The 18015-nt window shown below is 54.5% G+C and carries 19 protein-coding genes; all 19 read left to right on the forward strand.

The annotated features are described in order from the left end of the window. The first annotated feature begins 15 nt into the window (after nt 1-15). Entirely contained in the window at nt 16-534 is a 519-nt protein-coding gene (gene aroK / locus I6L32_RS12420) for a shikimate kinase AroK (RefSeq protein WP_010673824.1), read from the forward strand. A gap of 17 nt (nt 535-551) precedes the next feature. Continuing rightward, nucleotides 552-1634, forward strand: a complete 1083-nt coding sequence (gene aroB / locus I6L32_RS12425) for a 3-dehydroquinate synthase (protein ID WP_039039582.1) — start codon at nt 552-554, stop codon at nt 1632-1634. Next, complete coding sequence (locus I6L32_RS12430) at nt 1624-3180, forward strand: SPOR domain-containing protein (protein ID WP_216943954.1); 1557 nt, start codon at nt 1624-1626, stop codon at nt 3178-3180. The genes aroB and I6L32_RS12430 overlap by 11 nt, the downstream gene beginning before the upstream one ends. A 70-nt stretch (nt 3181-3250) precedes the next feature. Beyond that, the gene (locus I6L32_RS12435) at nt 3251-4123 is read left to right on the forward strand and encodes a Dam family site-specific DNA-(adenine-N6)-methyltransferase (RefSeq protein ID WP_029314124.1); all 873 of its coding nucleotides are present in this window, start codon (nt 3251-3253) and stop codon (nt 4121-4123) included. A 190-nt stretch (nt 4124-4313) separates the two neighbouring features. After that, on the forward strand, nt 4314-4988 hold the full coding sequence (rpe, locus tag I6L32_RS12440; RefSeq protein WP_010673828.1) for a ribulose-phosphate 3-epimerase: 675 nt from the start codon (nt 4314-4316) through the stop codon (nt 4986-4988). Then, nucleotides 4975-5640: a phosphoglycolate phosphatase gene (locus tag I6L32_RS12445; protein WP_010673829.1), complete on the forward strand. Its 666-nt coding sequence runs from the start codon at nt 4975-4977 to the stop codon at nt 5638-5640. The genes rpe and I6L32_RS12445 overlap by 14 nt, the downstream gene beginning before the upstream one ends. Before the next feature lie 39 nt (nt 5641-5679). Then, nucleotides 5680-6684: a tryptophan--tRNA ligase gene (trpS, locus tag I6L32_RS12450; RefSeq protein ID WP_010673830.1), complete on the forward strand. Its 1005-nt coding sequence runs from the start codon at nt 5680-5682 to the stop codon at nt 6682-6684. A 119-nt stretch (nt 6685-6803) separates the two neighbouring features. Beyond that, nucleotides 6804-7019 (forward strand): hypothetical protein, encoded by a 216-nt coding sequence (locus I6L32_RS12455; RefSeq protein WP_010673831.1) that lies wholly within the window; start codon nt 6804-6806, stop codon nt 7017-7019. 321 nt (nt 7020-7340) lie between these two features. Continuing rightward, complete coding sequence (locus I6L32_RS12460) at nt 7341-7922, forward strand: aminodeoxychorismate synthase component II (RefSeq protein WP_041215622.1); 582 nt, start codon at nt 7341-7343, stop codon at nt 7920-7922. Nucleotides 7923-8200: 278 nt separating this feature from the next. Continuing rightward, nucleotides 8201-9418, forward strand: coding sequence for an aspartate aminotransferase family protein (locus tag I6L32_RS12465; protein ID WP_039039586.1), 1218 nt, complete (start codon nt 8201-8203; stop codon nt 9416-9418). Nucleotides 9419-9493: 75 nt separating this feature from the next. After that, on the forward strand, nt 9494-10513 hold the full coding sequence (astA, locus tag I6L32_RS12470) for an arginine N-succinyltransferase (RefSeq protein ID WP_039039587.1): 1020 nt from the start codon (nt 9494-9496) through the stop codon (nt 10511-10513). 67 nt (nt 10514-10580) lie between these two features. After that, the gene (astD, locus tag I6L32_RS12475) at nt 10581-12050 is read left to right on the forward strand and encodes a succinylglutamate-semialdehyde dehydrogenase (RefSeq protein WP_216943955.1); all 1470 of its coding nucleotides are present in this window, start codon (nt 10581-10583) and stop codon (nt 12048-12050) included. A 69-nt stretch (nt 12051-12119) separates the two neighbouring features. After that, nucleotides 12120-12917: a DUF1338 domain-containing protein gene (locus I6L32_RS12480; protein ID WP_103259708.1), complete on the forward strand. Its 798-nt coding sequence runs from the start codon at nt 12120-12122 to the stop codon at nt 12915-12917. A gap of 226 nt (nt 12918-13143) precedes the next feature. After that, nucleotides 13144-13566, forward strand: coding sequence for a hypothetical protein (locus tag I6L32_RS12485; protein ID WP_216943956.1), 423 nt, complete (start codon nt 13144-13146; stop codon nt 13564-13566). 233 nt (nt 13567-13799) lie between these two features. Continuing rightward, nucleotides 13800-14132 carry a hypothetical protein gene (locus I6L32_RS12490; RefSeq protein WP_216943957.1) on the forward strand — a complete coding sequence of 111 codons (333 nt, stop codon included), beginning with the start codon at nt 13800-13802 and terminating at the stop codon, nt 14130-14132. Nucleotides 14133-14235: 103 nt separating this feature from the next. Further along, nucleotides 14236-14667 carry a leucine-rich repeat domain-containing protein gene (locus I6L32_RS12495; protein ID WP_216943958.1) on the forward strand — a complete coding sequence of 144 codons (432 nt, stop codon included), beginning with the start codon at nt 14236-14238 and terminating at the stop codon, nt 14665-14667. 546 nt (nt 14668-15213) lie between these two features. Continuing rightward, a complete protein-coding gene (locus I6L32_RS12500; RefSeq protein WP_216943959.1) occupies nt 15214-15873 on the forward strand; it encodes a hypothetical protein in 660 nt (219 codons plus the stop codon). 615 nt (nt 15874-16488) lie between these two features. Continuing rightward, nucleotides 16489-16734, forward strand: coding sequence for a hypothetical protein (locus I6L32_RS12505; RefSeq protein ID WP_216943960.1), 246 nt, complete (start codon nt 16489-16491; stop codon nt 16732-16734). 421 nt (nt 16735-17155) lie between these two features. Continuing rightward, nucleotides 17156-17803, forward strand: coding sequence for a hypothetical protein (locus I6L32_RS12510; RefSeq protein ID WP_201900722.1), 648 nt, complete (start codon nt 17156-17158; stop codon nt 17801-17803). The last annotated feature ends 212 nt before the right edge of the window (nt 17804-18015 follow it).

Below are 18015 nucleotides of genomic sequence, written 5' to 3' on the forward strand. Positions count from 1 at the left end.
TACTAACGAAAAGACATGGCTGAGAAACGCAATATTTTCCTGATAGGTCCCATGGGTGCGGGCAAGAGCACCATAGGTAGACATCTGGCAGAACAACTGCACATGGAGTTTTTCGACTCAGATCATGAGATTGAGCGCCGCAGTGGTGCCGATATCGGCTGGGTGTTCGATGTTGAAGGCGAAGAAGGCTTCCGGATCCGCGAAGAGAAGGTGATCGGTGAGCTCGCCGAACAGCAGGGTATCGTGCTGGCAACGGGTGGCGGTGCCATCAAGAGCCGTGAAACCCGCAACAAACTCTCCGCACGCGGCATCGTGGTCTACCTCGAAACCACCATTGAAAAGCAATTGGCGCGAACCCAGAGAGACAAGCGTCGTCCCTTGCTGCAAACCGAAGAGCCGCCCCGTGAAGTGCTTGAGCGTCTTGCGCAAGAGCGCAACGCCCTGTACGAAGAGGTTGCCGATTTTGTCATCCAGACGGATGACCAGAGTGCCAAAGTTGTCGCTAATCAAATCGTCAAGTTGATTGGTATGTAATTCATTAGAGGACGTCCATGGAAAGGTTGAAGGTCGAACTGGGTGAACGCAGCTACCCGATAGAGATAGCTGCCGGTCTGCTGCAACGCCCCGAGGTACTGGCGCAGACGATCAAGGGCAAGCGGGTCATGATAGTGACCAATACCGTGGTCGCGCCCCTGTATCTTGAACAGATCATTCAGTTGCTGTCCGGTTTTCAGGTGGAACACCTGATCCTGCCCGATGGCGAGGCCTACAAAACCCTGGCGACCTTCGAGCGGATCATGTCTGCTCTGCTGGAAACCAGTCATGGTCGTGATACCACTCTGATCGCTCTGGGGGGCGGTGTGATAGGCGATGTTGTCGGCTTTGCTGCGGCAAGCTACCAACGAGGCATTCCGTTTATTCAGGTGCCTACCACGCTGCTCTCCCAGGTTGACTCTTCCGTCGGCGGCAAGACCGCCGTCAACCATCCCCTCGGCAAGAACATGGTGGGTGCCTTCTATCAGCCCAAGCATGTGATCATCGATACCGACTGCCTCAAGACCCTGCCTGCCCGGGAATTTGCCGCTGGCATGGCCGAGGTGATCAAATACGGCATCATCTGGGATGCCGCCTTCTTCTCCTGGCTTGAAACCAACATGACCCGCCTGCAGCGCCTCGACGGTGATGCACTCTCCTATGCCATTCGCCGCTGCTGCGAGATCAAGGCCGATGTGGTCGGTCAGGACGAGACCGAGCACGGCGTGCGCGCCTTGCTGAACCTGGGACACACCTTCGGCCATGCCATCGAGGCGGAGAAGGGTTATGGCAACTGGCTGCACGGTGAAGCCGTGGCGGCGGGAACCATGCTGGCGGCCGAGACGGCCCTGGCCCGTGGCGACATGACGGCGCAAGAGGTGGCACGAGTCCGCGATCTGCTGTTGGCCGCCGATTTGCCGGTCAAGGCACCGTCCGATATGGATTTTGCCGCCTTCATTCGCCATATGCGCCGTGACAAGAAGGTGCTGGAAGGCAAACTGAGGCTGGTGCTGCCGATCGGGATCGGACAGGCCCAGGTCGTGGCCGATGTGACAGACGAGCAATTGATGGCGGTGATCGAGTCTGGTCGTGACCACTAATAAATTGCTCAAACTGCCTTCTCAGCGGCAGTTGGTTGACCGGCTGCTGCACCTGATCGAGTTCAACCACCCCTTTGTTTTTCTCTCCGGCAAGCCAGGCAGTGGCCGTGGCACACTGTGCGAGTCGCTGCTTGCCCAACTGCCCGATGCGGTGCGGGTGGCCAGCCTCATCGGCAGCCCGTCCATGAAGATGGCGGATGTGCGCCAGTTGCTGTTGCAGCAGGTGGTGGCACGTCCCCTGTTCAACGCGCAGGATGCCCTGGCGGACAGCTTCTTTCGCATGGTGGGTGACAAGCCTGCCAGACTGCTGCTCATCATCGAACGTGCCGATACCTTGCCTGCCGAGCTGGTGGGGGAGTTGTGGGCGCTCTGTCGTCACAACGATACCCTGGCATCTCCTCATAAACTGGCCATCCTGCTCTCGGGTGATGACGCCTGGTGTCGCAACCAGAAGGCGCTCCTCAAGGGACGAGCCATGCCAGCCCTCGAGCTGGAAGTCGCGCCACTGAGCGCTCCTGAGCAACGTATCTTCTTGTATGAGAAGGCCAAAGAGCTCAAGATCCCGACAGCCCTCTTGCCCAAGCCGAAAGTGGAAGAGATCCTGAATGGGGCGGGCGGACATCCGTCAGCCATCATGCAGTTACTGGAGGATACCATGACCGACAGAAGGCCCAAGAAACGTCAGGCCGAGTTGCCCGTCAAGAAGATAGCGATCGTGCTTGCCCTGGTGGCGGGCGGGTTGCTGGCCCTGAGCTATCTGTCCCTGTTCGACAGTGCAGGCCAGGACCCCGCCCAGGCTCCGTCCCAGGGGATGGCGTTGCCCGATCCCGTCTCAAGCGATCCTGTGAACGTCGGTGCGGCGAGCGGGGCCTTGAGTACTCAGGCGAACAGTGGCGCCGCTGCCATCCCGTCAGGGAATCAGGTTGCCCGCGATTGGCAGTCCGATGCCAAGCCCTTGCCCAAGAAGGTCGAAAGCGAGACGGTCACCACGGAGTCAACCAACTATGAGGGGCGCCGGGTCGTCATCTCCGACGAAGTGGTCGAGAAATTGATGAACCAGCCGAACGTCAGCGGCGCCTTGCCCACGGCCGTGGTGGATGAGCTGGTGGGGAGCGGTTCCCGTGCGGTCCCGACCGGAACGACGGCCCAGGTCAAGAATCCGGCCCCGAACAGTGTCCCGGCCCGGACAGAGGCTCAACCGGCCAGTGGCGCGCAGACAGCGCCGGTCGCAGCCCCAGCGGCCAAGGTGGCGTTGACGCCGGTGGCGACTCTCAACAAGAAGCCGAAGAATCACTACAGCATCCAGTTGATGGGGGCGAGCAACACCAAGGCGGTAGACAGCTTTGTGGCCGAGCATGGCTTGGCGGGCAAGGTGTGGGTCTACAAGACCCGCTTCCGTGGCAGTCCCTGGTATGTAGTGGTGCAGGGAGACTACGCCAGCAGTGCCCAGGCCAAGGCGGCCATTCGCAAGCTGTCACCTGCCTTGCTCAAGGGACAACCCTGGCCCAAGTCATTCGCCCAGATACAAAAAGAATTGAAGCAATAGCCAGCCACCCGAAGAAGGGGGTAGAATCACCCCCCTTTTTTGGGCATAGCCTTGTCAACACCGGACTTCCATGAAAAAAACACGCGCGTTTTTAAAATGGGCCGGGGGAAAATACTCCCTGGTCGAAGAGATCGCCGAGCGTTTGCCGGCCGGGCGTGTGTTGCTGGAGCCCTTCGTCGGGGCGGGATCCGTGTTTCTCAACACGGATTACGACGCCTATGTGCTCAACGACATCAATCCGGATCTCATTGGCCTCTACAACCACCTCAAGCAGCAGCCGGACAGCTTCATCAGCGAGGCCCGCAAGCTGTTCGTGGCCGAGCACAACCACAAGACCGCCTATTATCGGCTGCGTACCCAGTTCAACCAGACCGCGGCCGGGTTTGAACGGGCTCAGTTGTTCCTGTTTTTGAATCGCCATGGTTTCAACGGCTTGTGCCGTTACAACAAGAAGGGGGGGTTCAACGTTCCCTTCGGTTCCTACAAGAAACCCTACTTCCCGGAGAAAGAGCTGTGGGCGTTTGCCGAGAAGGCGCAGAAGGCGACGTTCATCTGCGAAAGCTATGCCGACGCCATGGCCCGTGCAGAGGAAGACTGGGTGATCTACTGCGATCCGCCCTATGCCCCCCTCTCCACCACGGCAAGTTTCACCACCTATTCGGCAGGCGGTTTCACCCTGGACGATCAGGCGCTGCTGGCCAGGCTGGCTCGCCACACCGCCGCCCATAAAGGGGTGCCCGTGCTCATCAGCAACCATGACATCGAGTTGACCCGCGAGCTCTATCGTGGCGCCCGGCTCGACGAGATCCTGGTCAAGCGCACCATCAGCCGCAACGGCGGTGGTCGCAACAAGGTGGCCGAGCTGCTGGCGCTCTATCCCCCCGGCATCGAGCCCGAACAGGGCTATTATCCCGGTGAGGCGGAGCTGGTTGCCGTCGGCTGAGTGAACAACGGTCCCTGAGGGGGCCGTTGTCATTTCTGATGCTGCCGCTGGCATTCCGTGAGCCGCGCCTGGCATCGTGTGCCAGCCATGGTGCCGGAGCGGCGTGTTCTGTAGATGCGGGTCGTTTTCATCGCCCTTTTGCGATAAAATTGCGCCGTTTTTTCTGCCACGCTGCCAATGGATGACGCTGATGAAAGACTTTCTGATTGCCCCCTCTATCCTCTCCGCCGACTTTGCCCGTCTGGGTGAGGATGTGGCCAAGGTGCTGGCCGCCGGGGCCGACGTGGTCCATTTCGATGTAATGGACAACCATTATGTCCCCAACCTGACCATAGGCCCCATGGTCTGTCAGGCGCTGCGCGATTACGGCATCGAAGCGCTCATCGACGTGCACCTGATGGTCAAGCCGGTGGATCGCATCGTGCCTGATTTTGCCAAGGCCGGTGCCAGCCTGATCACCTTCCACCCGGAAGCCTCCGATCACGTGGATCGCACCCTGGGCCTCATCAAGGAGCAGGGTTGCCAGGCTGGTCTGGTGCTGAACCCCGCGACCCCGCTCACCTGCCTGGAGTACGTGATGGACAAGCTGGACGTGATCCTGCTGATGTCGGTCAACCCGGGCTTTGGCGGTCAAAGCTTCATCCCCGGCACCCTCGACAAGCTGCGCCAGGTGCGCCGCCTGATCGACGAGAGCGGCCGCGACATTCGCCTGGAAATCGATGGCGGGGTCAAGGTCGACAACATTCGCGAGATTGCCGAGGCGGGTGCCGACATGTTCGTGGCGGGCTCTGCCATCTTCGGCAAGCCGGATTACAAGGCAGTGATCGACCAGATGCGCGCGGAGCTTGCCCATGTCCGTCGCTGATCGCCCCTTTGACCTGGTGCTGTTCGATCTGGATGGCACCCTGATTGACAGCGCCCCGCAACTGGCGCTGGCGGTCAACCGTACCCTGGCGGAGCTGGGGTTGGCCGAGGCCGACGAGTCCGTGGTGCGTACCTGGGTCGGCAACGGCGCCGACAAGCTGATCCAGCGGGCTCTCGATTACCGCGACGCCCCGGAGCAGTTTGCCAAGGCCCGCCCCCTGTTCGACCGTCACTATCAGGCCTGTCTGCTGGAAGGCCTGGCCATGTATGACGGAGTGGCCCGGAGCCTGCGCCGTCTGCAGGGGCTGGGTTACCAGCAGGCCGTAGTGACCAACAAACCGAGTCACTTCGTGCAGCCCATTCTGGAGGCCCTCGGCATCAGCGACTGTTTCGCACTCTGGCTAGGGGGCAACTGCGTACCCGTCAAGAAACCGAGCCCGGAGCCGCTGTTGCACGCCTGCCACGAGCTGGGTGTCAGCCCGTCCCGCACCCTGATGGTGGGGGATTCCGAAAATGACGTGCTGGCCGCCCAGGCCGCCGGTATGAAGGTGGTGGGGCTCACCTATGGCTACAACTATGGCCGCCCTATCGCAGACTCCCGCCCCGACTGGGTTTGCGAGCAGTTTGCCGAACTCGACGCCCTGCTGGTCTGATCCAGACCGGGCTGGCGGATAACAAGGATTACTACTCTGATGACTAAACCAATCGTATTGAGCGGTGCCCAACCCTCGGGCCAGCTGACCATCGGCAACTACATGGGAGCCCTGCGTCAGTGGGTCAGCATGCAGGATGACTTCGATTGCCTCTATTGCATCGTCGATCTGCACGCCATCACCACCCGCCAGGATCCGGCCGCCTTGCGCAAGGCGTGCCTGGACGCCGCCGCCCTCTATCTGGCGGTGGGGATCGATCCGGCCAAGAGCACCGTCTTCATCCAGTCCCACGTGCCCCAGCACGCCGAGCTCGGCTGGATCCTGAACTGCTACACCCAGATGGGCGAGCTGTCGCGCATGACCCAGTTCAAGGACAAGTCCGCCCGTTTCGAGAACAACGTCAACGTCGGCCTGTTCGGTTATCCGGTGCTGATGGCAGCCGACATTCTGCTTTATCAGGCCAATCAGGTGCCGGTTGGCAATGACCAGAAGCAGCATCTGGAGCTGACCCGCGACATCTGCACCCGCTTCAACAACCTCTATGGCGAAGTCTTCACCCTGCCGGAACCTTTCATTCCGACCGAAGGGGCCCGGGTGATGAGCCTGCAGGACCCGACCAAGAAGATGTCCAAGTCCGACGACAACGAGGCCAACTTCATCGGCTTGCTGGAAGATCCCAAGCAGATCGTCAAGAAGATCAAGCGGGCGATGACCGACTCCGACGAACCGGCCGTGGTGCGTTTCGATCCCGAAAACAAGCCGGGGGTTTCCAATCTGCTGACCCTGATGTCCGGTGTGACCGGCCGCTCCATCCCGGAGTTGGAGCAGCACTTCGAAGGCAAGATGTACGGCCACCTCAAGAGTGAAACGGCCGATGCCGTGGTCGCCTTGCTGGAACCCATCCAGGCGCGCTTCCGCGAGCTGCGTCAGGATGAGGCCCATCTGCAGGCCATTTTGGCGGCTGGCGCACAAAAGGCGCGTGAAAGGGCTGAAAAAACCCTGATCAGCGTATATGATGTCGTCGGCTTCGTTCCTCGAGCCTGACATACTGGGAAGGTGTAGTAGAAGAGAGCTGGGTGGATGCCTGGCTTTCTTTGTTTTACACCTTCCGGTTTGTCGCAACCTCCCCAATGTCAAACACGGGCTTTGCCCCAAGAGAAAGCATGTCTGTCGAATCACAAACCCTGAGTGAAGAGTTGGGTGACAAGGGTCACTGGCTGCGCAAGTTTCGCAAGGCCAAGAGCCTCAATACCTTGCAGTTGATGGTCTCCAACGCCATCGACAAGCACCACAAGACCCCGGCCATCGCGGCTGCCATCTATCTGGCCGAGTGCCAGCGGGAACGGGAACTGGAACAGGGCCGTTATCTGGACCGCTGAGGTCTGTTGTCAGCCCTTGCCAAGGTGACTCCTTCCCATCTGCCTGTCACGACCTGTGCCCTTTTCCCGGTCGCCTCCCGTCTCTTTTACCTTGCCATCCTGACATGGAGCGGCTGATGCTGCCCGATCGGGGACAGGCCCACCGCCGGGTGGGGTCGACAGGCCTGGATCGCCATTGAAGAGCGGACAGACTGCACGGCAGGTGAGGTGATCGCCGGTTTATTAACGCAATGAGACATGCCAGAATGCGCGGCGTTTGTCTGCCCGCCCTCGCAACGGGCTGTCCGATCACCGTCTCTGTCTTATTCCCAGGGTGTTTGCATGCTGCTACTCATCGACAACTACGACTCTTTTACCTGGAACCTGGTGCAATACTTCGGCGCCCTGGGGCAAGAGGTGGTGGTCAGGCGCAACGATGAGCTGAGCCTGGAGGAGATAGCCCGGCTTGCCCCCCGCCATCTGGTGATCTCTCCCGGCCCCTGCACGCCAAACGAGGCGGGCATCTCTTTGGCCGCCATCTCCCGTTTTGCCGGCGAGATCCCCATCCTCGGCGTCTGTCTCGGCCATCAGTCCCTGGCACAGGCCTTTGGTGCCCGGGTGGTGCGTGCCCGTCAGGTGATGCACGGCAAGACATCTCTCATCCGTCACAAAGGGGAGGGGGTGTTCAAGGGGCTCAACAACCCGCTACGGGTGACCCGCTATCATTCACTGGTGGTGGAGGCGGCGTCGCTCCCCGACTGTTTTGAGGTCACCGCCTGGAGCGAACATGCCGACGGCAGCCAGGACGAGATCATGGGGCTGCGGCATAAAACGCTGGCGCTGGAGGGAGTGCAGTTCCATCCGGAGAGTATTCTGAGCGAACAGGGGCACCAGTTGCTGGCCAACTTTTTGGCCGTTTCCTGAAAAAATTGCGATGTCTGTCTCAAAACCGTCATGAGGCAAAAAAAAATTTCCCTGAGACTTTATTCACCCTCCTCCCTGTCCAAATTATCTCTTGCCAACACCCCCTGAGCCGTTATGCAATGCGGTTGCCTAAAATCTCAAAGGCAATCGAACATTGTTCCTTATAGGCGGTTAAGTTACAGACTTTTTACTTTTTTTCTGTGATAATTCCGCCACGTTTACACGGATTTAACTTTTGGGCGGTGGATTATTCTGCCGCGAGATAGCAGGAGAGCAATATGTCAGAGTTGTTGGCAGTGACACGTGAAGTGTTTGATGAAGTGATGGTTCCCAACTATGCGCCGGCCAAAATCATCCCGGTGCGCGGCGAGGGGTCACGTGTCTGGGATCAGGAAGGCCGCGAGTATGTGGATTTCGCGGGCGGGATCGCGGTCAATGGCCTGGGCCATTGCCATCCCAAACTGGTCGAGGCCCTGAAATCCCAGGGTGAGAAGCTGTGGCACCTCTCCAACGTGATGACCAACGAGCCGGCCCTGCGCCTGGCCAAGAAACTGGTCGCCGCCACCTTCGCCGAGAAGGTCTATTTCTGCAACTCCGGCGCCGAAGCGAACGAAGCGGCCCTCAAGCTGGCCCGCCGCTACGCCATCGAGAAGTTCGGGGCCCACAAGACCCAGATCATCGCCTTCCACCAGGGCTTCCACGGCCGTACCTTCTTTACCGTCAGCGTCGGCGGCCAGGCTGCCTACTCCGATGGCTTCGGTCCCAAGCCTGCCGACATCACCCACGTCGCCTACAACAACCTGGAGGAGCTGGCTGCCGTCATCTCCGACAACACCTGCGCCGTGGTGATGGAGCCGCTGCAGGGCGAGGGTGGCATCATCAGCCCCACCGACGAGTTTGCCAAGGGGGTGCGCGAGCTGTGCGACAAGCACAACGCCCTGCTGGTTTATGACGAGGTGCAATCCGGTGTCGGTCGTACCGGCGAGCTGTTTGCCTATATGGGTCTGGGCATCACCCCGGACATCCTCACCAGCGCCAAGGCGCTGGGCGGTGGCTTCCCCATCGGGGCCATGCTGACCACCACCGAGATCGCCTCCCACCTGAAAGTGGGCACTCACGGCTCCACCTACGGCGGCAACCCGCTGGCGTGTGCCGTGGCCGAGGCGGTGATCGACGTGGTCAACACCCCGGCAGTGCTGAGCGGCATCAAGCAGCGCGAGCAGCTGTTCCGCGAAGGGCTGGAAGCCATCAACGCCAAGTACCACTGCTTCAGCGAAGTGCGCGGCAAGGGCCTGCTGCTGGGCGCCGTGCTCAACGATGACTTCAAGGGCCGCTCCCGCGACTTCCTGCTCGCCTCCATCGATCAGGGTCTGATGGCGCTGGTTGCCGGTACCAACGTGGTGCGTTTTGCTCCCTCCCTGGTGATCCCGGAAGCGGACATCAAGGAAGGGCTGGCCCGGTTCGAGAAAGCGGTCGCTCAGGTGGTCAACGCCTGATCCAAATTGAGGTGGGGAGCCCTCCCGGCAGGAGCCGGGACCCCACCTGTCGTCAATGAAAGGGAGTTGTCATTTATGTTGGTTATCCGTCCTATCGAGCAGCGCGACTTCGCCGGCCTCAAGACCTGTGCCATCGAATCCGGCACCGGCATGACATCCTTGCCGGTCAACGACGAGCTGCTGCAACGCAAGATCGATGCCTCGACCCAGACCTTCCTGGACAAGCCCGCCGGCAAGGGCGAGTGCCTCTATTTCTTCGTGGCCGAGGATCTGGAGACCGGGGAGATGGTCGGTACCTGCGCCATCGACGCGGCGGTCGGCCTGTCCCAGGCGTTCTACAACTATCACATCGGCAAGGTGGTGCACTCCTCTCCCAAGCTCGGCATCTACAATGTCGTGGAAACCCTCACCCTCTCCAACGACTACACCGGCAATTCCGAGCTCTGCACCCTGTTTCTGCGTGAATGCGCCCGCGAGGGGCTCAACGGCCGTCTGCTCTCCAAGCACCGTTTCCTGTTCATGGCCGAACACCCCGAGCTGTTTGACAGTACCGTCTTTGCCGAGATGCGTGGTGTCTCCGATGGCAACGGCCACAGCCCCTTCTACGAGTGGTTGCAAAAACATTTCTTCTCGATGGATTTTCCCACCGTCGACTATCTGACTGGCATCGGCAAGAAGCGCTTCATCGCCGAGCTGATGCCCAAGTACCCCATCTACGTCAATCTGCTGAGCAACGAGGCGCGCGCCGTCATCGGCAAGACCCACGAAAAGACCCGGCCTGCCCTCAAGATGCTGCAGGATGAGGGGTTCGTGAATCGCGGTTATGTCGACATCTTCGACGCCGGCCCCACCGTCGAATGCGAGGTGAAGAACATTCGCAGCGTGCGCCGCAGCCAGAAGCTGGCGGTGCTGGTGGGTGAGCCCATCGGCGGCCATACCTACCTCATCTGCAACACCAGGTTCGAGCAATACCGCGCCTGCTACGGCAACATCCGGGTCGATCTGGACAAGCACGAAGCCATCATTCCGCCCAAGATGGCGGCCGCCCTCAAGGTGGAAAATGGCGACATGGTGCGCGTCGTCGATCTGGATTGACCCGCCCCGCAGCACAGCATTGAGACAGGCTGCCGAGGTGGCCTGCGTACCCACAGGGAGTGAATTGATGATGTCTTTAGTCCAGTGTATCGATGGCCAGTGGCTGGCCGGTGAAGGCAAGCCGTTCGAATCCATCGACCCGGCCAAAAACGAGGTGATCTGGCGTGGTGAGGCGGCAAGCCAGTCCCAGGTGGATGCGGCCGTCAAGGCGGCCCGCACGGCCTTCTACCATTGGTCCGATCTGGCCCTTGAAGAGCGCCTTGCCATCGTGCGCCGCTATGCCGACCTGCTCGGCGAGCACAAGGAGGCGCTGGCCCTGACCATCGCCCGTGAAACCGGCAAGCCCCTGTGGGAGACCCGCACTGAAGTGGCGGCCATGCAGGGCAAGATTGCCATCTCCATCCGCGCCCATGAGGAGCGTACCGGTACGGTGGAAAACCCCATGCCGGGCGCCAAGGCGTTCGTGCGCCACAAGCCCCATGGCGTCGTGGCCGTGTTCGGCCCCTACAACTTCCCGGGCCACCTGCCCAACGGTCACATAGTGCCTGCGCTTATCGCGGGTAACGCAGTGGTGTTCAAGCCTTCAGAGCTGACCCCCATGGTGGCCGAGGCCATGCTGAAGATCTGGCAGGAGGCGGGGCTGCCCAAGGGGGTGCTCAACCTGGTGCAGGGGGAGGTCGACACCGGCAAGGCGCTGGCCGGCAACCCGGACATCGACGGCCTCTTCTTCACCGGCTCCTCCCGTACCGGCCACTTCCTGCATCAGCAGTTTGCCGGCCAGCCGGGCAAGATCCTGGCACTGGAGATGGGGGGCAACAACCCGCTGATCGTGAAAGATGTGAGCGACGTCGACGGCGCCGTCCATGCCATCGTGCAGTCCGCCTTCATTACCTCCGGCCAGCGTTGCACCTGCTCGCGCCGTCTGTTTGTCGAGCGCGGCGAGCGGGGCGATGCCCTGGTCAAGCGCCTGGTGGAGGTGGTCGGCCAGATCAAGGTCGGCCTCTATGACGCCGCCGAGCAGCCGTTCATGGGCGCCATGATCAGCGAGAAGGCCGCACTCGGCATGGTCGAGGCGCAAGCCAACCTGCAGCGCCTCGGTGGTGAAAGCCTGCTTGCCCTCAAGCACCTGGAAGCGGGCACCGGCTTTGTCTCCCCGGGCATCATAGACGTGACCGCGGTCAGTGCGCTGCCGGATGAAGAGTACTTCGGCCCGCTGCTGCAGCTCATTCGCTACGACGACTTCGATGCGGCCATCGAGAAGGCGAACGCTACCAGTTTCGGTCTCTCGGCCGGCCTGCTCGGTGACAACGAAGCGGACTGGAACCACTTCTTCAAGCGCATCCGTGCCGGTATCGTCAACTGGAACAAGCCCATTACCGGCGCCTCCAGTGCCGCCCCCTTCGGCGGCATCGGTGCCTCCGGCAACCACAGAGCGAGCGCCTACTATGCCGCCGACTACTGTGCTTACCCGGTCGCCTCCGTCGAAGACAGCAAGGCTGCTATGCCGGATCAGCTGTCTCCCGGTCTGACCTTCTGATAACAAGAAAATAAAAGAGGGGCACTGAACAGGTGCCCCTGTCTGTACCCGCAATCAAAGGAAAGAGAGATGCAAAAGGATATCGACACCCTGTTTGGCCATCTGTGGGACAACTACATTCAGGTCACCCCCAGTGCTCACAAGGTTCATCAACTGCTGGGCGGCGGTGCCCCCATCATCAACGATCACGTGGCGTTTCGGACCTACAACCTGCCCAAGCTCGGTCTCGAGAAACTGGCGGCCCATTTCCGCGCCCTGGGGTACGAAGAGAAGGGCGAGTATGTATTCAAGGCCAAGAAGCTCTATGCCAAACACTTCGAGCATAAAGATCCTGATGCGCCCAAGGTGTTCATCAGCGAGCTGAAGGTGGAAGAGCTCTCCGAAGTTGCCCAGGCCATCATCCACAAGCTGGTGGATCAGGTACCCGATCACCTCACCGACACCCCGGCTTTCCTCTACGCCGGCGCGCCCTGGCAGGTCTCCCACACCGACTACCAGACCCTGCTGGCAGAGAGCGAGTACGCCGCCTGGATGGCCGCCTGGGGTTATCGTGCCAACCACTTCACCGTCAACATCAACCGCCTGAAGGACTTCGACACCATCCAGCAGGTGAATGCGGCGCTTAAGGCGGCAGGCTTCGTGCTCAACACCGTTGGCGGCGAGGTGAAGGGCGATCCCGAGGTGATGCTGGAGCAATCCTCCACCATGGCAGACAAGGCCGAGGTGCCCTTCAGCGACGGCGTGCGTACCATCCCGAGCTGCTTTTACGAGTTTGCCCTGCGCTACCCGCAGGCCGACGGCGTGCTCTACCCTGGCTTCGTCGAAGCGTCGGCCGACAAGATCTTCGAATCCACCAACGCCATGTAATGGCCGCCATGAAAACAACGCCCCGCCTGGGGCGTTTTTATTTTGGATTAAATACGGTCAAATTATTGCTGTGGTGTAGTGCCCTGTCGGGCTAAGCGCTTGCCCAAAAGAATGAATAAAGTTATTTGATATACATCATTGAAATATTCCATTAAAGAGATGATGCCAAAACGAAATGCTGAGCTATGTCTATAGCATGTGACTGATTTTTAAGTGAGAGTATTTTATGCGTTTTTTAATTTCCCCCTTTGTGGGGGCAGGGAAAATCAAGTTTGGCATGACTCCTGACCAAGTGAGATTATTATTAGGGGAAGTATTTGATTCTTTTAAAAGAACGGAGGAGTCTGTGTTCCTATGTGATTACTTTGAGAATTTAGGCGTGTTCGCATATTACAACGCCTCTGGCGTTTTGGAGGCGATAGAGTTTACTGAACCAGCGGTTCCAGAGTTCGAAGAAATGGACTTGCTAAAAATTCATTTCAAGGACTTGATCACGTATCTTTCAGATAAAGACAAAGGCCTAGAAGTAGAGTCTGCATCGCTAACATCTCATGTGTTGGGTATAGGTGCATACGCTCCTGATGCAGATGACAATACACCATCATCTGCCGAAAGTATTATTGTCTTTGAAAATGGCTATTATGATTGATTAGAGTCAGTTGATATTTCGATAAGCATTTGTTTAATCCTATGATTATTAAGATAAGTGTAAAGTTAGCTAGGCTGTAATCAATATGTTCATGTTACAGAATTTTACTTGGAAGATAGATGAAGAGTCGGCGGAGGAACATCGAATTAAGAACCATGAGTGGTATGCTTGCCCATTTCTCTAAAACGTATCAAACAAAATCTATCCCATTGTCATAAACAGGAACTAATTCTTTGATAAATAATGAAAAACATTTTATCGATGAGGTTGAAAATGGAATGGGACGTTGCCTTGTCTTGGCAGCTCCTTGGTCGGATAGTTTTAAATCAATAATCGATAAAGAAAATATTTCAGTGCTCCGTTTAAGTCAATCCGCAGGCTGGAATGGAAATGACATTTCATTTATAAATTACTTGCCTTCTCTTTCTGGCGTTGAAATTTATTCTTGGGGTGTCAAGGATATCACTCCATTAGAGTCTATCAGTAATCTTGAATATTTAGGATTACAGTGTGAGTTTACGAAGGCTCCTGATTTTTCCAAACTAAAAAAAATTAAAAGTACTTAAGCTTTTTTGGAGGCCTAAAGCGAAGACGATTTTCTCTTGTGATGAATTGAATCTGCTAAATATTGTTAACTATCCTTCAGAAAACTTGAAAGAACTTAATAGAATGTCTTTATTAAGACGTCTACAACTAACCTCCAAAAAAATAAAATCATTGTCAGGAATAGAGGAACTTAGCTCGTTATCCATTCTAGATTTGGCCGACTGTCCTAAGCTAGAAGATCTTTCAGGCATAGATAAGTGTCAGCAGATAGAGATTGTAGAAATTGAAAACTGTAAAAGAGTTTATGATATAGCTATTTTGAGTGAGCTAAAAAACCTCAAAGAGATTGTATTAACTGACTGTGGGACAGTTAAATCTTTGAGGCCACTTGCACACAGCCAATCATTGGAGAGTATCACCTTTATAGGGGACACAACCATTGAAGATGGAGATCTGACTTCCTTATTGGATATTCCGACGCTAAAGAAAATGTGGTTTGCTAATAAACGTCACTACACCCATACCCGAGAACAGGTGATGGAAGTGTTATCTTGAGTTATCAATCATGAATGATATTTATGCATTTTTTTGAGGGTAGCTTACAACCCGGAAGAAAAGTTATGTATGTCAAGATTGCTCGCAATCTTATCTTGCCGATTATCTGCTGAGCATGTTGCCAACACGCGAACTGGTATCAGAAATATTGTCAATGACGTTGTTCGGAAAATAAGAATAACCGTGATGATGCCAGGCCCCTTCGTACCTGCTTGCTGGGGAGGCTACTAGTGTTGCAGTCAAGGAAGAGAAATCAGCTGAGTTGAAAAGAAGTACACTGAGATGCGACTATGAGTACTTAAAATCAGTTTCTCTATCTGATTCAGGATGCGGACACCGATAGTGAAAAGAAAGACATCATCGGTCAGTGACTTAATGAAAGTAGCACTTCCCATGGAGTCAATTATCAACTTGAAGATAATGGCTCATCAACTGAATTTGGAGCAATATCCAAGGAAGGAAAAATCCACTTTGAAGAAGGCATTCGCCAACCAGAGTATGAACTGCCAGATCAAAAAAGGCCAAACAATATAGGTTTGTATGGATATGAAACTGACAGAATTTAGTTTGTGGGCATTTAAACTTGAACTTGGTTTGGCACGAAAGTTCACGCTGTTCAGCAGATGTGTTTGTGCCCATTTTGAGCGCCACTTTGATCCTATAGAAACAGATGGTGTTTATAGGGTTGTTGTAAAACTTTGTGGGCCAGATGAAAGAGTTGGTACCACTGAGTTAAGTAGCTCAGTGATTAAGTATTATAAGACGTTCGATTTTGACTATTTTGAGGGGTTGAATATAATCGCCAAGAAAAGGTTTCTTCTTGATGCACTATACAGCTCACTTATTTCATTGTGCGATATGGAAGGATGGCCGAAGAGCCCCTTTCATGAAGCGTACGAGATGGTTGTTCGAGAAAATTTTGTCAATTTATACACAATAAAACGTAAGTTAAGTCGGAATAAAAGCATGTCAGCTGAGTTGGTTGGAAGTCATGATGAAGAAGCGTTTAACGGTTTCATTGTGATAAAAGATAATGATGGTAATGAGCTTCTTAATGAACACCTTTTCTCTGAAGAACCGGATGAGTTTTTATTTAATGCTCGTATTGGTGATATTAGATGGGGTGACAAAACGACTGTTCGGTATCAATCAAAGGATAAGAAAGAATTAGGTCTGTTTGATATTGGAGATGTAACCTCCGATTAAATGACATTGCAAAGAGTTACGATGATTGTGCAGATATAGCTATCGCTAAAGTAGTTCACGAAAAGAAAGATCACTGTGATTATGGCAAGATGCCTCCGTTTCCTATTCTAGGAAGCGAGAATCGAGTTGGTTGGGTGTAGTTGAAGATCTGGTTGATGCCTGACTCTATAGCATTCAACGTGATATATGAGTCACTGCTCTTGAGTAGTATCGGCAGAGCTTCTCTCTCGCAGGGCTGGATTCAGGATCCAAGATGCTTCATATTGGTTTCATCGATAAAGGCTACCAAATCAACGGCGAGTGCTGTTAAAGTTACCACCAAGGCAGAGGAGACTCTGGGGGGTTGTAAAGGGGGAAGACGAAATTGGAACAATCTCCACTCGCACCACAAAAAATACAATTCTATTAGGTGGTCAACCAGGTGAGTTTGGAGTTAATATTACATACAAAGATGGCTCTGAGTTCGATATGACAAAAACTCGTGTTAAAGAAACGGAAGTAAATTCCTAAAAACCAGATCGTACGAGACCTAAACGGAATTAAGATGTTTTAGTACGAAAATAGCCCCAGCCCAGGAAGAACTAGGTTGGTTTAAGAGTATTGATTGGTAAGGCTATGATTGATTCAAAAACAGGTGAGCGAATAGTTGTATTGATCAACGATGATTCAGGTCCATACATCAGAGTATCAACTTGGAATGATGCCGATGGGTTGGAGGATTTATTGTCAGGAAAATATGATGTCCTTTATGAAATGAAAACTCCTGAAGAATTTAAAGCTGACGGAGGAAAAGTGTATTATTTTGGTAATGCTGCTGATCCCGATAAGCTTCAAAGAATTCTTGATGATATTAACCTGTAGTTATTCAAGCTCATATCTTTGATGCTTTCAATATGCAGCTTGCTGAATCACTCTTTCTCACACTTCACTGAAAATCCTGTTGTAAAGGGAGGGGATGGAAAAATACAAGTAATCCCTGATCGTAAATCTCATATCCATATCGCCATATCGCAGAGTTTCCCTCTTCCAAGGCTGGATTCAGGAGCCAAGATGCTTCATATTGGTTTCATCGATATCAAGACTACCGGATCAACGGCGAGTGCTGCTAACGTTGCCAGCATTACATAGGAGGTGACGAGGATTGCAAAGAAGGTGCGTTGCAACATGAGATTTAGGCTCTGGAATAAATACCAGAACGGTAAAATCAGTGATAATACTGTAGGTCATGAACAGGACCCATGGCGATCATGACAATAGATGGCCCACTTGAATGACAAGGCTGGTGAAGACATTGATGACTAATATTAATGTTGTATGCACGTTGGACGTTTCAAGAGAAAACGAAACGTACAATCTCAGTGAAATTTCTCAAATGGTTAATTTGAAGGTAGCTGCCGTTCGATGGCAGATTTCTTCTCGAAATCGCCTTGAAGCGCGAATTATAGTTTTAAGGTTTATTTTTAGTCTTATTGTTAAAAAAATACCTGGATTTAAGTTGTGGTGTGTTGTTGGTGACTCAGTTTGGCAAAGTGATACACGGATTATAAGACACAATAAACTTTTTAAGAGATTAAAGGAACGAGGGGTAGAGATAAGCCACGCAGCTCACTTTTTGGAAGAACTAGTAGAATCAGATGGAAAGTTGAAGTTATTTGGTGCTGCTCAATTATCTGAGTTGTCAATTGAATCAGTGGTGAGTTTGATGGAGGAGGAATCATGCTCCTATCTTATTGCTGTGCCAGAAGAGTTTGAAGTTCATGCGTTAATATGCAGAGGGTGGAATGCTAGTGAATTGATAGATACAAGGTTATTGTGCGAGATTGTTAAAAGTAATGGTCTGGTTCTTAAAATGGTTGGTGCCTTTGATGATCCAGAGTCAGGGTTCGTCGGAATAGGGTCGCCAGAGATGGTGAAGGTGTTAGTTGCGTAACTCTATAAGAGAGTCAAGGACGAGAGCAGGGTACTGATATAATAAATAAGAAAGGTATGGTGACGGACTTCGCCTTTGTCGGTACCAGATGTGCGAGTTTTTATACAGAGATATGGGTAGATCTAAAATCTTGACCATGTGGGTAGTCGAGACTTTGTGAAGAGAGTATGCAGAAGTGCATTGATTTATGGTTTAATATTTTCATAAGTATA

Source organism: Aeromonas sp. FDAARGOS 1402, assembly GCF_019046925.1.
Taxonomy (GTDB): Bacteria; Pseudomonadota; Gammaproteobacteria; order Enterobacterales; family Aeromonadaceae; genus Aeromonas; species Aeromonas caviae.

Coding starts and splice junctions, on each gene's coding strand:
- rpe (WP_010673828.1), top strand. CDS start 4,314: ATGAAAGACTTTCTGATTGCCCCCTCTATCCTCTCCGCCGACTTTGCC.
- I6L32_RS12435 (WP_029314124.1), top strand. CDS start 3,251: ATGAAAAAAACACGCGCGTTTTTAAAATGGGCCGGGGGAAAATACTCC.
- aroB (WP_039039582.1), top strand. CDS start 552: ATGGAAAGGTTGAAGGTCGAACTGGGTGAACGCAGCTACCCGATAGAG.
- I6L32_RS12445 (WP_010673829.1), top strand. CDS start 4,975: ATGTCCGTCGCTGATCGCCCCTTTGACCTGGTGCTGTTCGATCTGGAT.
- astD (WP_216943955.1), top strand. CDS start 10,581: ATGATGTCTTTAGTCCAGTGTATCGATGGCCAGTGGCTGGCCGGTGAA.
- I6L32_RS12465 (WP_039039586.1), top strand. CDS start 8,201: ATGTCAGAGTTGTTGGCAGTGACACGTGAAGTGTTTGATGAAGTGATG.
- I6L32_RS12485 (WP_216943956.1), top strand. CDS start 13,144: ATGCGTTTTTTAATTTCCCCCTTTGTGGGGGCAGGGAAAATCAAGTTT.
- I6L32_RS12480 (WP_103259708.1), top strand. CDS start 12,120: ATGCAAAAGGATATCGACACCCTGTTTGGCCATCTGTGGGACAACTAC.
- astA (WP_039039587.1), top strand. CDS start 9,494: ATGTTGGTTATCCGTCCTATCGAGCAGCGCGACTTCGCCGGCCTCAAG.
- I6L32_RS12455 (WP_010673831.1), top strand. CDS start 6,804: ATGTCTGTCGAATCACAAACCCTGAGTGAAGAGTTGGGTGACAAGGGT.
- trpS (WP_010673830.1), top strand. CDS start 5,680: ATGACTAAACCAATCGTATTGAGCGGTGCCCAACCCTCGGGCCAGCTG.
- aroK (WP_010673824.1), top strand. CDS start 16: ATGGCTGAGAAACGCAATATTTTCCTGATAGGTCCCATGGGTGCGGGC.
- I6L32_RS12495 (WP_216943958.1), top strand. CDS start 14,236: ATGTCTTTATTAAGACGTCTACAACTAACCTCCAAAAAAATAAAATCA.
- I6L32_RS12460 (WP_041215622.1), top strand. CDS start 7,341: ATGCTGCTACTCATCGACAACTACGACTCTTTTACCTGGAACCTGGTG.
- I6L32_RS12500 (WP_216943959.1), top strand. CDS start 15,214: ATGAAACTGACAGAATTTAGTTTGTGGGCATTTAAACTTGAACTTGGT.
- I6L32_RS12505 (WP_216943960.1), top strand. CDS start 16,489: ATGATTGATTCAAAAACAGGTGAGCGAATAGTTGTATTGATCAACGAT.